Source organism: Burkholderia sp. MR1-5-21, assembly GCF_053427715.1.
Genome location: NZ_JBSAXD010000001.1, coordinates 571,655 through 585,551 on the forward strand (window position 1 = coordinate 571,655; position 13,897 = coordinate 585,551).

Annotated in this window: 11 protein-coding genes and 2 pseudogenes; 4 read left to right on the plus strand and 9 right to left on the minus strand. The window is 68.8% G+C overall.

What is annotated here, in order from left to right:
* Positions 1-533: 533 nt before the first annotated feature.
* Positions 534-950, minus strand: a complete 417-nt coding sequence (locus ACV229_RS02420) for a DUF3995 domain-containing protein (RefSeq protein ID WP_448081514.1) — start codon at positions 948-950, stop codon at positions 534-536.
* A 384-nt stretch (positions 951-1,334) separates the two neighbouring features.
* On the opposite strand from ACV229_RS02420, the gene ACV229_RS02425 reads away from it, so the two are divergent.
* On the plus strand, positions 1,335-1,769 hold the full coding sequence (locus ACV229_RS02425) for a hypothetical protein (protein WP_448081515.1): 435 nt from the start codon (positions 1,335-1,337) through the stop codon (positions 1,767-1,769).
* A 125-nt stretch (positions 1,770-1,894) separates the two neighbouring features.
* Positions 1,895-3,010, plus strand: coding sequence for an alanine dehydrogenase (gene ald / locus ACV229_RS02430; protein ID WP_448081516.1), 1,116 nt, complete (start codon positions 1,895-1,897; stop codon positions 3,008-3,010).
* Positions 3,011-3,042: 32 nt separating this feature from the next.
* Here the strand turns inward: ald and ACV229_RS02435 are convergent, their stop codons facing one another.
* From ACV229_RS02435 to ACV229_RS02460, 6 genes are all read right to left on the minus strand, one after another.
* Positions 3,043-4,395 (minus strand): nicotinate phosphoribosyltransferase, encoded by a 1,353-nt coding sequence (locus ACV229_RS02435; RefSeq protein ID WP_448081517.1) that lies wholly within the window; start codon positions 4,393-4,395, stop codon positions 3,043-3,045.
* Positions 4,395-6,176 carry a DNA polymerase/3'-5' exonuclease PolX gene (gene polX, locus ACV229_RS02440; protein WP_448081518.1) on the minus strand — a complete coding sequence of 594 codons (1,782 nt, stop codon included), beginning with the start codon at positions 6,174-6,176 and terminating at the stop codon, positions 4,395-4,397. Before polX ends, ACV229_RS02435 begins: the two co-directional genes overlap by 1 nt.
* 386 nt (positions 6,177-6,562) lie before the next feature.
* Positions 6,563-8,839: an FAD-dependent oxidoreductase gene (locus tag ACV229_RS02445; protein ID WP_448081519.1), complete on the minus strand. Its 2,277-nt coding sequence runs from the start codon at positions 8,837-8,839 to the stop codon at positions 6,563-6,565.
* Positions 8,840-8,890: 51 nt separating this feature from the next.
* Complete coding sequence (locus ACV229_RS02450) at positions 8,891-9,283, minus strand: TraR/DksA family transcriptional regulator (protein WP_448081520.1); 393 nt, start codon at positions 9,281-9,283, stop codon at positions 8,891-8,893.
* A gap of 194 nt (positions 9,284-9,477) precedes the next feature.
* On the minus strand, positions 9,478-9,810 hold the full coding sequence (locus tag ACV229_RS02455; RefSeq protein WP_448081521.1) for a hypothetical protein: 333 nt from the start codon (positions 9,808-9,810) through the stop codon (positions 9,478-9,480).
* Positions 9,811-10,043: 233 nt separating this feature from the next.
* On the minus strand, positions 10,044-10,310 hold the full coding sequence (locus tag ACV229_RS02460; protein WP_448081522.1) for a hypothetical protein: 267 nt from the start codon (positions 10,308-10,310) through the stop codon (positions 10,044-10,046).
* A gap of 264 nt (positions 10,311-10,574) precedes the next feature.
* Here ACV229_RS02460 and ACV229_RS02465 point away from each other — a divergent pair, with 264 nt between their 5' ends.
* The gene (locus tag ACV229_RS02465; RefSeq protein WP_448081523.1) at positions 10,575-10,745 is read left to right on the plus strand and encodes a hypothetical protein; all 171 of its coding nucleotides are present in this window, start codon (positions 10,575-10,577) and stop codon (positions 10,743-10,745) included.
* Between the two features lie 208 nt (positions 10,746-10,953).
* Here ACV229_RS02465 and ACV229_RS02470 read toward each other — a convergent pair.
* Positions 10,954-11,580: pseudogene (locus ACV229_RS02470) on the minus strand (glycosyltransferase family 4 protein); the annotation flags it as partial.
* Between ACV229_RS02470 and ACV229_RS02475 the strand changes: the two are divergent.
* A pseudogene (locus tag ACV229_RS02475) lies at positions 11,567-12,124 on the plus strand (glycoside hydrolase family 2 protein); the annotation flags it as partial. The pseudogenes ACV229_RS02470 and ACV229_RS02475 overlap by 14 nt on opposite strands.
* A gap of 51 nt (positions 12,125-12,175) precedes the next feature.
* On the opposite strand, the gene ACV229_RS02480 reads toward ACV229_RS02475, so the two are convergent.
* Complete coding sequence (locus tag ACV229_RS02480) at positions 12,176-13,570, minus strand: sigma 54-interacting transcriptional regulator (protein WP_448081524.1); 1,395 nt, start codon at positions 13,568-13,570, stop codon at positions 12,176-12,178.
* Between the last annotated feature and the right edge of the window lie 327 nt (positions 13,571-13,897).

Below are 13,897 nucleotides of genomic sequence, written 5' to 3' on the forward strand. Positions count from 1 at the left end.
GGCGGCGCGACGATGCGCCTGACCGCCCCTGTTCTTCCGTGTTGCGAACAACCTCGCTGCGGACGCGGATTCGCGCCAGGCGCGATTCTGCGTCCGTCCTGCAGCCGCTTTCGGCCCGATCCGTCGGACTCCAAAGCGTTTCGACCTCTAGCGGGTCTTATCGTCGGACAAATCCGCGCCATGCGGCCCGAACCTGCCCGTCGTCGCCATGGCCCTTTTAACTTAGTCGCCGCCCTTGCAGACGGCAAGAACGGCATGCGCGGCCCTCTGGGCACCCTGGTCGACGGTGCAGCGAATTATAAATGGAACCGGTTCCATCGCGAGACATTTCGACGCAATTTATTGAATCGAAAATTGCAACAATCCGTCGCGGTTCGTGACGGGATGCACAAAGATAGGGAAAATTGCCTGGCAGGGGCGTTCTCCGCCGCTTGCTTTCGGAACGTCAGTACTCGATCGCGCGACGCTCGACGCCGTCGTTTCCACCTGAACGGCATGCGCCGCACCGCAACACGTGACGCGGATCGCCGCGCCTAGCTCTTCCAGAGCATCGATGCGATGGACAACGACAACACCGCACACAGCGGCGAATAGCACAGCGTGTCCATTCGCGCGAATCGCGATCCGCGGATCCGTTTGAAAAACCCGACGTAGCGGAAGTCGCCGATCGCCCGAACCGCGAAGATCAGCGCGAGCGCGACGATCCCGAAGGCGATCGCGGTCGAATGCAGGCTCGGCAGCAGCCAGCCGGCCCGCACGGCGACCACGCAGGCGCTCGCGAACAGCGCGGCCGCAACCGCGAACGTGCCGACTGCGCTCGGACGCAACAGCGGCTTGCCGTCGCGTTCGGGAATCGCCGCGTGCTTGCCCAGGTGTCCGCCGCACGCCCAGTACACGTGAACAAACGCAATCGCACACAGCGTCGGCACGCTGAAATACGCAGCGGTCATGGTCGGTCTGGCTCCTTGTCTCGTACTATCTCATTCTGTCTCGATCGGATGCCGGCCGCGGCTCCGCGTGGCAACCGGCTGGCAGTCAGGCCGGCCGCGCCCTCCGAGACGATACCGAAATCGGATAACCCGCGCATTGCGACGTCCGGTCGCAACGCGCGACTTGCCGCGTGCAGCGCGCAACCGACCAACGCCGCACAGCAGCAAATTCGTGCGTCGTGCCCCGACCTCCCGCATCGTTCATGCGCCGTCTCATTCGAACGGATTGCGGCGCGCGCCGTCGCGGCTTGACTTCCGCCCACCCGCTACTACCCTTTTATTCCAGAACTGCAGTCGAGGGATGAAAGCGCAACCGCTCACACCTCCCTGCCGGAGGAACGGTTCATGAACGAAGCCCTCGAACGCCGCGCGCTGCTGCTGCATCTCGGCAGCGTGATGCGGACACTCAGCTGCCTGCTCGAAACCGAGCGCGACGACGCGACGATCGGCGCGCTGATCGCGACGCGGCCGATGCTGGCCGACCTGCCGCTGCTCGAACACGTGTTCGATCACATGACGGTGCGCGAATTCGCCAGCGCCGTACTGCATGCGTTCTGCCTGTGGCCGCAGCAACTGCTCGATGCGCAGCTCGACCGCGATGCGCTCGCCGGGCCGGTGTGCGCCAAGCTGTTCGCCGGCAACCCGCGCGGCTGGTCGCGCTACACCGCGTCGCTCACGGACGACGTGCCGTGGTTCGGCGCCGGCATCCAGCCGACCGAGACGCCGCCTGATCGAGCGGAACGCATCGAGCAGGCGGATCCGGTCGCGAAAACCGCGTGACCCCAAGGGATGCGCAGGATCGCGGACGCAGTCGTGCGTCGCACGGTCGTGGCCGCACGCAGGCCGCGGCGGCCGTGCGCGCGTGCGCAGGACATTCCTATAACGAAGGCCCTTGGAGGTGACCCATGCTGATCGGTGTGCCGAAGGAGATCAAGAACCATGAATATCGCGTCGGGCTCACGCCGGCCGGCACGCGCGAACTGACCCGCCACGGACACCAGGTCCTGGTGCAGCGCAACGCCGGCACGGCGATCGGACTGCACGACGACGACTACGCGGCCGCCGGCGCGACGCTGTGCGACGGCGCGCCGGAGCTCTTCGCGCGGGCCGACATGATCATCAAGGTCAAGGAGCCGCAACCGGCCGAGTGCGCGATGCTGCGGCGCGGCCAGATGCTGTACACGTACCTGCATCTCGCACCCGATCCGGAACAGACGGCGGCGCTCGTCAAGTCCGGCGCGGTATGCATCGCGTACGAAACGGTGACCGCGCCCGGCGGCGGGCTGCCGCTGCTCGCGCCGATGAGCGAGGTCGCGGGACGCATGTCGATCCAGGTCGCGGCGACGCATCTCGAGAGTCCGCGCGGCGGGATGGGCCTGCTGATGGCCGGCGTGCCGGGCGTGCCGGCCGCGCACGTCGTCGTGCTCGGTGCGGGCGTCGTCGGCACGGGCGCGCTGCAGATGGCGGTCGGCATGGGCGCGCGGGTCGTCGTGCTCGACAACAACGTCGGCCGCTTGCGCCAGCTCGACCTGATCTTCGGCAACCGGATCACGACGGTCTGCTCGAACGCGCACACGATCGAGGAAGCGGTGCGCGACGCGGATGTCGTGATCGGCGCCGTGCTCGTGCCCGGCGCGTCGGCGCCGCGGCTCGTCACGCGCGACCTGATCGCGAAGATGCGCGCCGGCGCCGTCGTCGTCGATGTCGCGATCGACCAGGGCGGCTGCTTCGAGACGTCGCACCCGACTACGCATGCGGACCCGACCTTCGTCGTCGACGGCGTCGTCCACTACTGCGTCGCGAACATGCCCGGCGCGGTCGCGCGCACGTCGACGTTCGCGCTGAACAACGCGACGATCGGCCACGCGATCTCGCTGGCCGACAAGGGCTGGAAACGCGCGATGGCCGACGACGTGCATCTGCTTGCCGGCCTGAACGTATGCGACGGACACGTCACTTACGAAGCGGTCGCGCGGGCGCTCGGGCTGCCGTACGTGCCTGCGGAGGACATGCTCGCCTGAAGCCCGGCGGACGCGCGGCCGGAACTGCGTCGTCACGCGGCCTGCCGCGCATCCATCCGCTTGACCAGCCCGGCCAGCGCCGCCGAAATCTCGACGGCGACCGGCTCCGCCGCCGTCAGCGTTCGCGTGCGTTCGGGCAGCGTCGCGAGCTGGTCGGCCGCATACGCGCGGCTTGCATCGAGCGACGGCAACGCAAGCGGCACGCCGTCGCGCATGACCGGCCCGAGCAGCGGGATGCCCGCGTGCGTTTCGCGCGCGAGCGCGAGGCAATCGGCATCGATCCGTCCGTGCGCGTCGAAACGCCGGAACACCTGCTTGCGGCCCGGCCATGTCGCCTTCCCTTCGGAACGCTTGCGGCGCGGCACGCCCGCATATTCGACGAGCTTGTACGCACAGTCGAGCGACGGCGCATCCGCCGACGTGTTCATCCGCGTGCCGATGCCGAAGCCGTCGATCGGCGCGCCGCGCGCCAGCAGGTCGTGCAGCCCGTATTCGTCGAGATTGCCGCTCGCGAAGATCGTCACCTGCGCGAGTCCGCCGCGATCGAGGATGTCGCGCACACGTCGCGCATGGGCCGCGAGGTCGCCGCTGTCGAGCCGCACGCCCTTGATCGCGATTCCTTCCGGCGCGAGCTTGCGTGCCGTCTCCACGACGATCTGCGCGGCGCGTTCCGCGTCGTACGTATCGATCAGCAGCACCGCGTTGTCCGGCTGCGATCGCGCGAAATGCTCGAACGCGCGCGCCTCGTCGCCGTGCGCCTGCACGTACGAATGCGCCATCGTGCCGAACGCGGGTATCCCGTAGCGCGCGGCGGCCAGGACCGTCGCCGTGCCCGAGAAGCCCGCGAGATAGCTCGCGCGCGCGGACAGCAACCCCGCTTCCGCGCCATGCGCGCGGCGCAGGCCGAAATCGACGAGCAATCGCCCCGGCGCAGCCAGCACCGTGCGCGCCGCCTTGCTCGCGACGAGCGTCGCGTAATGCAGCAGGTTCATCACGCGGCTCTCGACGAGCTGCGCATCGCGCAACGGCGCGGTGATCCGCAGCATCGGCTCGTCGGCAAAACAGACGGTGCCTTCGGGCATCGCCTCCACTGCTCCGGTGAAGCGCCAGTCGGCGAGCGATGCGAGAAAGTCCGCGCGGAACCGTCCCGTCCGGGTCAGCCAATCGAGGTCGGCGCCCGTGAACCGCGCCTGCTCGAGATACGTCAGCACGGGCGCCAGCCCGGACGCCATCAGGAAGTTGCGCTGCGGCGGCAACGCGCGCACGAAGAACTCGAAGCTCGCGACGTCGTTCATCCCGGCGTCGAAGTACGCCTGCAGCATCGTGAGCTCGTAGAAATCGGTCAGCAGCATGCCGTCGCCGGCATCGCACGTCGCGCCCGCCATCACGCCTCCTTCGTGCGGTGCCGCGCCGGCTCGCGATGCGTGCTGCCCGCGCCGCCCATCGTGCGCGCCAGCAGCGGCCGCAGTTGCGCGAGCGTGCGCGTGTTGAGCACGTCGGTGCAGGTGAGCCAGCCGCGCCGCGCCTGGTCGACGCCGAAATCGAGATCGTCCAGCTCGTCGGCCCGGTGCGCGTCGGAGCCGATCGCCACCAGCACGCCGGCCTGCGCGGCCTCGCGGCACCAGATGTCCGCGAGATCGAGCCGCTGCGGCTGCGCGTCCAGTTCGAGGAAGCAGCCGCGCGCGCGCGCATGCTCGATCACGCGCGGCAGGTCGAGTTCGCATGCGTCCCGTTCGCCGAGCAGGCGGCCGGTCGGATGCGCGAGGATCGTGAAATGCGGATGATCCATCGCGCGCAGCACGCGATCGGTCTGCGCGGCACGCGGCAGGTCGAAGCCGTCGCGCACCGCGCCGACGACGAGGTCGAGCCGGCCGAGCACGTCGTCCGGCAAGTCGAGACTGCCGTCTTCGCGGATGTCCGCTTCGACGCCCTTCAGCAGCACGAAATCGTCGAAGGATTCATTCAGGCGATCGATGTCGTCGATCTGCCGCGCGAGCCGTCCGGCGTCGATGCCCCGTGCGCGGCCGTCGCGCTGCGCCACGTCGGTGATCGCGAGATACGCCAGGCCGCGCGCACGGGCGGCCTCCGCCATCGCGCGCAAGCCGTCGCGGCCGTGCGACGCATCGGTGTGCGCGTGCAGGTCGCCGCGCAGATGCTTGCGCTCGACAAGCGCCGGCAGGCCGCCCGCGCGCGACGCATCGATTTCGCCATGATCCTCGCGCAATTCGGGCGGCACCCAGTGCAGGCCGATCGCTTCGTAGACCGACGCTTCGGTCGCGCCGGCAATCCGGTCGTCGCCGCGAAACACGCCGTACTCGTTGATCTTCAGGCCGCCCGCCTGCGCGATGCGGCGCAACGCGATGTTGTGCGCCTTCGACCCGGTGAAGTAGACGAGCGCCGCGCCGAACGCATCGGCATCGACGACGCGCAGGTCGACCTGCAGGCCGCTGCGGAGCACGACGCTCGAACGCGTCGCGCCGCTCGCCAGCACACGCTCGACCTCGCCGTAGCCGGTGAATGCGTCGGCGACCGCCGCCGGGTCGCGCGCGGTCACGAGCACGTCGAGATCGCCGACGGTTTCGCGGCGGCGCCGGAAACTGCCTGCCGGCACCACGTCGCCGACGCCCTGCACCGCACGCAACCTGTCGAGCAGCGGCATCAGCGACTGCTCGGCAAACGGCAGCAGGAAGCGCTGCGGCGCATGATGCAGGCGTTCGTCGATCGCTTCGAGCAGATGCGCTTCGGTTTTCGCGCCGAAGCCCGGCAGTTCGCGGATGCGTCCGCTCTTCGCCGCCGCCTTCAGCTGTTCGAGCGTTTCGACATGCAGCCCGTCGTGCAGCGCCTTCACGCGCTTCGCGCCGAGCCCCTGCACATCGAGCAGTTCGACGATCGCGGGCGGCAATGCGCGGCGCAGCGTCTGCTGCAGCTCGCAGGTGCCGGTCACCGCGATTTCGCGCAGCTTCGACGCAAGATCGACACCGATCGACGGGATCCGGCCGAGATCCTCGCCTTTCGCGACCATCGAGGGAATGTCGCGGCCGTAGTCGGCGATCGTGCGCGCGGCGTTGCGGTACGCACGCACCCGAAACGGGTTGGCGCCCTGGATTTCGAGCATGTCGGCGATCTCGGCGAACACCGCCGCGCATTCGGCATTGTGGATCGACATGATCGGCGTCGCTCCGTTGCACATGGATGGCGCCGCATCCGGACGGCACCTGCCGGCCCGGCGCGTTGACCACGAACGCCGGGCGCCAGGTCCCATCCTACGCCGCCCGCGCGGTCCGTGCAGGTTCCGGATCCCCGCGACGCCGCCCGGCGACACATGCATGGGTCGTGCCGGAACGCCGGCGGCGGCGCCCGCCGGCCGACGGCGCGGCGATCGGTCCGCGCGACGCCCGGCACGACAGGCTCAGTATCGCGCCGTACAGCGTTGTTGCGTTGCGCAAGGTCGATATGGCGGCGGCCGATGCAGCGCGGGTTTCGAGCATGCGTGCAGCGCGCAACGCCGGCATCGCGTCAATGCATCGTCGCGCGTTCACGCGACCCGCATCGTCAGCCCGCCTCGCCACCCGCCAGCGCCTTCAGCCCCTCTGCGTAACCGCGCGCCTGCAGCTCGGCGATCATCGTGGCGGAGAAGTCGTAATCGGTCGCGAACGTCACGGGTCCGGTGCGATGCAGCGCGATCCGCTCGACGTGGATCGGCGCGCGATTGCCCATCAGCCGGATATAGAGCGGCTGCTGGCGGATCGCGCTGGCGGCCGGCTCCGCGACGTGCGTCATGATGCCGCCGACGAGATCGCTGAAGTCGTTCGCGTATTCCTCGAAGCGCAAGTCGCTGCGCACGCGGTCCATGTAGCTGATCTCCTCGCGGCGCAGCATCACTTCGACGAGGTTTTCCGGCATCCGCTTGCTGCCGGTGAACAGGTCGACGATGAAGATCCGCCCGCCGATCCGGCCGCACCGCTCGAGCACGAGGTCGAGCGGCGAATTGCTGACGATGCCGCCGTCCCAGTACGCGTGTCCGTCGAGCTTCGTCCACGGAATCCCCGGCGGCAGGCTGCCGCTCGCGAGCAGATGCTCGGGCGTCAGCCGGTCGACATAGCTGTCGAAGATGCGCGGCTCGCCGCTCTTCACGTCGACGGCGCTGATCAACAGGCGCGTCGGGCTGTCGCCGAGCGATCCGAAATCGACGTACTTTTCGATCAGCTTCAGGATCGGATGCGGGTCGTACAGGCTCGTCGTGCGTCCGTAGAGCCAGTCGATGCCGTTCAGCGGATTCCACCAGCGCGGCTGCAGGAAGTTGGGCACGCCGAACCAGAACACGTACGCCGACAGCATCAGCTGCTGCCATTGCGGGCCGCCCGTCGTCGGCAGCGGAATCGCGAGTTCGCGCCAGAAAGCGTCGAGCGCACGCGACGGCTCCTTCGGATGGCTCGCGATGATCGCGCCGTTGAACGCGCCGATCGACACCGCGGACACGATGTCCGGCCGGATCCCGTGCTCGTCGAGCGCGCGGGCGACGCCGCATTCGAATGCGCCGAGCGCACCGCCGCCCTGCAGGATCAGCATCGCCTGTTCCGGCAGGCGAGCGAGCGGAAACCGGGCATCGCGCAGGCGAGCGCGCTCCGTCTTCAGGTCGAGCCGCATCGAGATCGCATTGGCCAGCGACGCGATGCTCGCGGCGGGCTGGTCGATCACGAACGCGGCGCGCAACACGTCGTCCTTCAGGTACAGCAGCGCATACGGGCCTTCGCCGGGCGTGCCGCGCTCGACCGTGTCGGTCGCGCCGGCATGGTCGCCGAGAAAGTTGTAGGACACGCCGAACACGTCGCCGAAGAAGATCGACACGTCGCGGTACGGCACCTGGTGGCCCACCATGTTGCGCGCGGCGATCTTGCCTTGCCGGATCGCGTTGTCCCAGTGCTCGATGCGGCGCCGCACACCGAAGATCGGGTCGTGGAAACTCGCGACGTCGCCCGCCGCATGGATATTCGGATCGGCCGTGCGCAGGAACGCATCGACCTCGATGCCGTCGTCGATCGGCAGGCCGCTGTCGGCCAGGAATGCGCAGTTCGGCGTCACGCCGACGGCGACGATCGCGACGTCGCACGGCAGCGTGTCGCCGTCGCTCGTCTCGACCGCCTCGACGTTGCCGTCGCCCAGCAGTGCACGCACGTCGCAGTTCGTGCGGACCGCGATGCCGCGCTCGGCGCAGCAGCGCGCGAAGAATTGCGACAGCACGTCGGACTGCAGCGTCGGAAACACGTCCCGTTCGCGCTCGAGCAGCGTCACCTGCACGCCGCGTGCCTGCAGCGTCGCGGCGAGCTCGATGCCGATGAAGCCCGCGCCGAGAATCACGACTTGCCGGGCCCGTGCCACCGCCTGCTGCAACGCCCGCATGTCGGCCAGCGTGTGCAGGCACAGCACGCCCGCGAGATCGATGCCCGGCACTTGCGGCACGCGCGGCGACGTGCCGGTTGCGATCAGCAGCTTGCGGTACTGGAAGTCGCCGTGCGCGTCGGTCTGCACGACACGCGCATGCCGGTCGACGTGCGTCGCGCGTGCGCCGAGCAACAGGTCGATCCGCTGCTCCGCATAGAACACCGCATCGTGCAGCGCGAGATTCGCGTCCCGGCCACCCGCGCCACCCACGCTGCCCGCAATGCCGGCGAGGTCCGGCAGCTTCGTGAGCGGCGGCCTGCGATAAGGCAGCTCCGCTTCGCCGCACAGCATCACGATGGTGGCCGCGTCATCCTCGCGGCGCAGCGTCAGCGCGGCGGTCGCGGATGCGACACCGCCGCCGATCAACAGATAATCGACTTCCCGCATCGCGTTCCCCGCTGCCGGCGGTTCGTCACGGTTCGCGAATCGTGCGCGGCGTCAGAGCGACGGGCGCGTTCCCGTCGCGTAACGCCGTTCGTAAATCTTCTGGCAATGCGCGCACCGCTCGGCGGTCGGCCGCGCCAGCAGGCGTTCGTAGCCGACGGGCGCGTCGCAGTCCGCGCAGTCGCCGTAGGTTCCGTCGCGCATCCGCTGCAATGCACGTGCGACCGCGCGCAGTGACGCGAGCTTCATGCCGATCAGCGCATGATCGACGTCGACGAACAGATCGGCGTTCGCCTCGTCGCCTTCGTCCGGCGCCGCGCCGGCCAGGTCCGCGTACGACTCCGATGCGCGCTGATGCTCGCTCGCGCGAATCTCCGCGCGCAACGTCTGCTCGTGCTCGCGCAACGTGCGATGCAGCGTCCGCCATTGCTGTTCGTCGAGCGCCATCGTCGTGCCTCCTTCCCAGGGGTTCCGCAGGTCGCAGACAGGCACGGCATGCGGGCATGATCCGGCGCGCGGGAAACGCGTGCGCGACACGCGCCGCGCGGCCGGTCCGGCGCCCGTTCAGTCGACACGCCGGGCGCTTCGACGCAGCATAAACCCAATGAGCAGACGTGTGTTGCCCGGCGCGTTGACCGGCGTCAGACGCCGCGGAACGTGCTCGCGAAAAGCGGGGACCGACGCGAAATCGTTTCGCATTCGCTTGCTGCGCTGCGCGCGGCGAGCCGGCGCACTTCACGGCTTGCGCCCTGCACGCGCGTCGATGCGTGACGGGATGTATCGACGCCGATGCGTGCAAGCAGCCCGCATCCCTGCGGCGTCAGCGCGGGGCGAGGTCCTTCGCCCGGCGCACCGGACACGAGTTCGACATACGCATGCGCGACGAGCGCATCGAAATCAGGACTGGAACGATCGACATGCTGCGGTGCATCGGCAACCAGCAGCAGCGTGGACAATTCGTGCGGGGTCAGCATCGCAGTGAGCTCCTCGTAACGAATGGCGCGCCGTGCCTTCTGGCACGAAATTGACGGCGCGAACCGTTCCAGCAGTGTGACGTGAATGTGTCTCGCGAACAAATGCGGGCTTTCCACACCTTCCGGCTGGCGAGCGATGTGCTTGTCACGCACATGCGCGGCGCGTGCGGCATCCTGCATTCGATATGACCAATGCGCACCGCGTGCGCGGGTTGCGGGTGTCGTTCGGGCCGCTAACGTTTTCCCTTTCTCTCGTCGCCGTCGCGCCGATGGCGCCGTTCGAGCTCGTCGAGACGCGCGTTCAACGTTTGCGCGACGGTCGCCGCGCGGCCGCCCGCACGCAACCGTCCGCCGATCGCCTCGAGCCGCGCACGCCAGTACGCGGGCCGCATCACCGTCGTCGTCGCACCGCTGTATTCGCGCGCGTCGACGCGCGACAGTTCGTCGATCATCGCCTCGACATGACGCAATTCGCGTTCGTCCTCATCGTCCCATGCCATCGCGTGCTCCGATCCAGTCCGGTGCGTGCCTGCGCGTACCGTTACGCGCCCCGCCGCTTGCCAAGCAAGTGTAGGCCATGCATTTGACGGGAATCTGACGACTATCGTGAACGCACGGACGCACTGCGTGCAATGGTCCGACGCACCGCAATTGAGTTCGATCAATCCCCTGCACAAAGGTGCGCCGTAGAGTGGTGGCAGGCCGCACGCGCACGCCGTGCGCCGGCGTGCGCGTGCGTTCTGCTCGACACTCGGGAGACAGCCATGGTTTTCGGCGTCATCATCTGGGTCGCGCTGGCGACCCTCTTTCCGACGATGGTCGTGCCGACGATCCAGCACGCCGTCGCGCCTTCCAGCATGCCCGCCTCGCCCGAATCACAGCCGAAGGACGCGACCGTCGCGCCGCAGGTCAGCGCCGCGCCGACCTCGGGCTGAGCGCATGCGGTACGTTGCGATCCGTCGTTTTTCGCAGGTTTCTACGGACTGCGTAGCGCGTAATGCCATTCCATGACGCCAGGCGGATCCGCCTTCGGCGCGTAGCGCGCTGCCCGTCGCGCAGCTTCGGGTTGTCCTTGCGCACCGCAATGCCCATCTTCTCCGGATAAGGCGACGCCACGACAGGCTTCGCGCCGCTCACGCCCCTTCACACGCCGCCGCGCACGACCTCCAGCAGCGCCCGCGCGGACGCGTGCCAGCTATAGCGTTGCGCGTGCGCCCGGCCCGCCGCCCGCATCTGCGCGCGCAGCTCGGCGTCTTCCATCACCCGCACGATCGTCGCGGCGATGTCCGCCTCCGACCACGCGTCGCAAAACAGCGCCCCGCCCGAGCAGACCTCCGGCAACGCCCCCTCGCGCGACACGATCACCGGGCAGCCGCAGCGCATCGCCTCGAGCGGCGGCAACCCGAAACCTTCGTACAGCGACGGGAACACGAAGCAGCCGGCATGTTCGTACAGCGCCTTCAGCTCGCCGTCGGTCACATAGCCGGCCCAGGTCACGTGCGGGTCGTCCGCGCGCAGCCCGGGCACCGATGCGCCGAAGATCCGCGCGTTCGCGCCGCCCGCGATCACGAATCGCAACTTCGGATGCGAGACGCGCAGCAGCGCGATCGCCTCGAGCACGCGCGCGAGATTCTTGCCCGGCGCGAGCGAGCCGACGAACAGCACATAGCGGTCCGCGTCGAGCTGCAGGCGCGACAGCATGCCTGGATCCGCGGCGATCCGGTCGAAATGGTCGACGGCGCCCGAACGCGTGACGGTCGTGTCGGGCGCTGGCTGGGGGGTCGTCGACGCCGCGCACCGGCCGAAATCGGTCTGGTACGCGCTGCGGCAGGTGCTGCAGCCCATGCAGATCCTGCTGGTCGATGAAGGGTTGAACGGGCTCGACGTGCATGTCGTCAACGAGCGCGATGCGTCGCTCACCGTCGCGGTCGAACTCGCCGCGTTGCGCGACGGACGCACGCCGGTCGCACGCGCGGGCTGCGCGATCCTGTCGCAGGCGTTCCATTTCCCGTCGCGCACGCATCCGAACGTGTTTGCGCGGCGGGACCTCGGCCTCGACGTCCGGGCGTCGTGCGTCGCCGGCGCCTGGCAGGTCGACATCGACACCCGTCACATCGCGCGGCACGTGCAGATCGACGCGCCGGGGTTCATCCCGCGCGACGACTGGTTCCATGTCGCGCCCGGCCTGCCGGCGCGCGCCGCGCTCGATCCGCTGAATGCCGACGTGCGCGATGCCGTGCAGAACGAACTACCGCTGATCGAGGTCCGCGCCGTCAATTCGGGCAAGACCGTCCGCGCACGGCTGGCGGAGTGATGCGATGAATCCGCCCGGCTTCCGGGCGGAACGGCTGCCGGCGCGCGGCGATCAGTCCGACGACGACCCGGTCCCGCGCGGCCGCTCGATCCCGTACGCTTCCATCCAGCGATAGAGCGTCGCGCGCGATACGCCGAGCTCGCGCGCGGATGCCGCGACCCGCCCGCGCGTGCGCAGCAGCGCGAGTTCGATCGCTTCGCGCTCGAGCGACTTGCGAATGGACGCGACGGACGGCGACGCCGCATCGAGCACGCTTTCCAGTTCGAGGTCGTGTGCGGTAATGAGCCGCCCTTCGGTCATCACGACCGCGCGGCGCACGCGGTTGATCAGCTCGCGCACGTTGCCGGGCCAGTCATGCTTGTACAGCGCGGTGATCGCATCCGTCGAGAATCCGCGCACGCGATGGCGCGCGTCGCCGCGAAAGCGCTCGAGCATGTGGTTCGCGAGCAGCTCGATGTCCTTGCCGCGCGCGCGCAGCGGCGGCTGGTCGATGCGCATCACGCACAACCGGTGAAACAGGTCTGCGCGGAACCGCCCTTCTTCCATCGCACCGCGCAGGTCGACGTGCGTCGCGGACACGATCTGCACGTCGACCGGCACCGGCTCGCTGCCGCCCAGCCGATGGATCGCACGCTCCTGCAGGAAGCGCAGCAGGCTCGCCTGGCTCTCGTGCGGCAGGTCGCCGATCTCGTCGAGCAGCAGCGTGCCGCCGTTCGCGGCCTCGACGTAGCCGATCTTGCGCGCGTTCGCACCGGTGAACGCGCCGCGTTCGTAGCCGAACAGTTCGGACTGCATCAGATGCGGCGGAATCGCGCCGCAATTGACCGCCACGAACGGACCGTTGCGCCGCTCGGAATGACGATGGATCGCGACCGCGGTCAGCTCCTTGCCGGTGCCCGTCTCGCCGAACACGAACACCGGCGCATCGGTGCGCGCGAAGCGCCGCACCGTGTCGAACAGCCGCTGCATCGGGCCGCAGGTGCCGACGATGCCCGGCTCCTCGGCGTCGAGCAGTTCGCGGTCGTGCGCGAACAGGCGCTCCATCCCGTATGCGTGACCGACCGTGTCGGCGATCCGCTGATGCGACGCCGGCAGCGTGATGTAGTCGAAGCAGTAATCGCGTAGCAGCGCGCGCACGCTCGGCAGCGCGATCTGCCCGGACTCGACGAGCGCAACCCACACGACGTCGCGCATCCACGCGCACGCGGCCGCAATCTCGCCGATCGCATCGGCCTGGCAGCTGCCCAGGTCGAGAATGCCGCAGGTGGTGTCGCCGATGCTGTCACGCACCTCGTTTGCGTGCGCGGCAATCGTGACTTTCCAGTCGCGGCGCGCGAGTTCCTTGCGCAGCATCACGGACGGCGCTTGCGTCCAGTAGATCAGAGGGCGCTGGCCAGCGTCCCTCCCGGCTGCGCCCCCTTTGTCGCGCGTTATTGGCATTTTCATAACGAACCGTCACTCTCTCCACCTCGCGAACCTTCAGCGTGCGACGCGGCCTGCGGCGCAACGCCGCCCGGCCACGCCTGCAAGCGCGTGCCACGGGCGCAATCAAGGTCGCACTCCGTGCTGGTTCCGAAGTACGCGCCGGATTTCATCCAGTCTCGCTTCATTGAACTCGAACGGAATGCACGGCCGGTCAGGCCGCGCCATTCCGTCTTCGATGCGGCGCTTCGCGTGGGCGAGGCGCCGATGCAGCGGACATTCGTCCGCCGTCGTGTCGGGCCGCCTGCGCCAGGCTCACCCTGCATGCCGAACCGTCCTCGTTCGATCCGG

Bases quoted from the DNA above. Each gene is read 5' to 3' on its own strand.
- ACV229_RS02450 (WP_448081520.1), bottom strand. From the start codon at position 9,283: ATGGCGCTCGACGAACAGCAATGGCGGACGCTGCATCGCACGTTGCGC.
- ACV229_RS02445 (WP_448081519.1), bottom strand. From the start codon at position 8,839: ATGCGGGAAGTCGATTATCTGTTGATCGGCGGCGGTGTCGCATCCGCG.
- ACV229_RS02480 (WP_448081524.1), bottom strand. From the start codon at position 13,570: ATGAAAATGCCAATAACGCGCGACAAAGGGGGCGCAGCCGGGAGGGAC.
- ACV229_RS02425 (WP_448081515.1), top strand. From the start codon at position 1,335: ATGAACGAAGCCCTCGAACGCCGCGCGCTGCTGCTGCATCTCGGCAGC.
- polX (WP_448081518.1), bottom strand. From the start codon at position 6,176: ATGTCGATCCACAATGCCGAATGCGCGGCGGTGTTCGCCGAGATCGCC.
- ACV229_RS02460 (WP_448081522.1), bottom strand. From the start codon at position 10,310: ATGGCATGGGACGATGAGGACGAACGCGAATTGCGTCATGTCGAGGCG.
- ACV229_RS02455 (WP_448081521.1), bottom strand. From the start codon at position 9,810: ATGCTGACCCCGCACGAATTGTCCACGCTGCTGCTGGTTGCCGATGCA.
- ald (WP_448081516.1), top strand. From the start codon at position 1,895: ATGCTGATCGGTGTGCCGAAGGAGATCAAGAACCATGAATATCGCGTC.
- ACV229_RS02435 (WP_448081517.1), bottom strand. From the start codon at position 4,395: ATGGCGGGCGCGACGTGCGATGCCGGCGACGGCATGCTGCTGACCGAT.
- ACV229_RS02465 (WP_448081523.1), top strand. From the start codon at position 10,575: ATGGTTTTCGGCGTCATCATCTGGGTCGCGCTGGCGACCCTCTTTCCG.
- ACV229_RS02420 (WP_448081514.1), bottom strand. From the start codon at position 950: ATGACCGCTGCGTATTTCAGCGTGCCGACGCTGTGTGCGATTGCGTTT.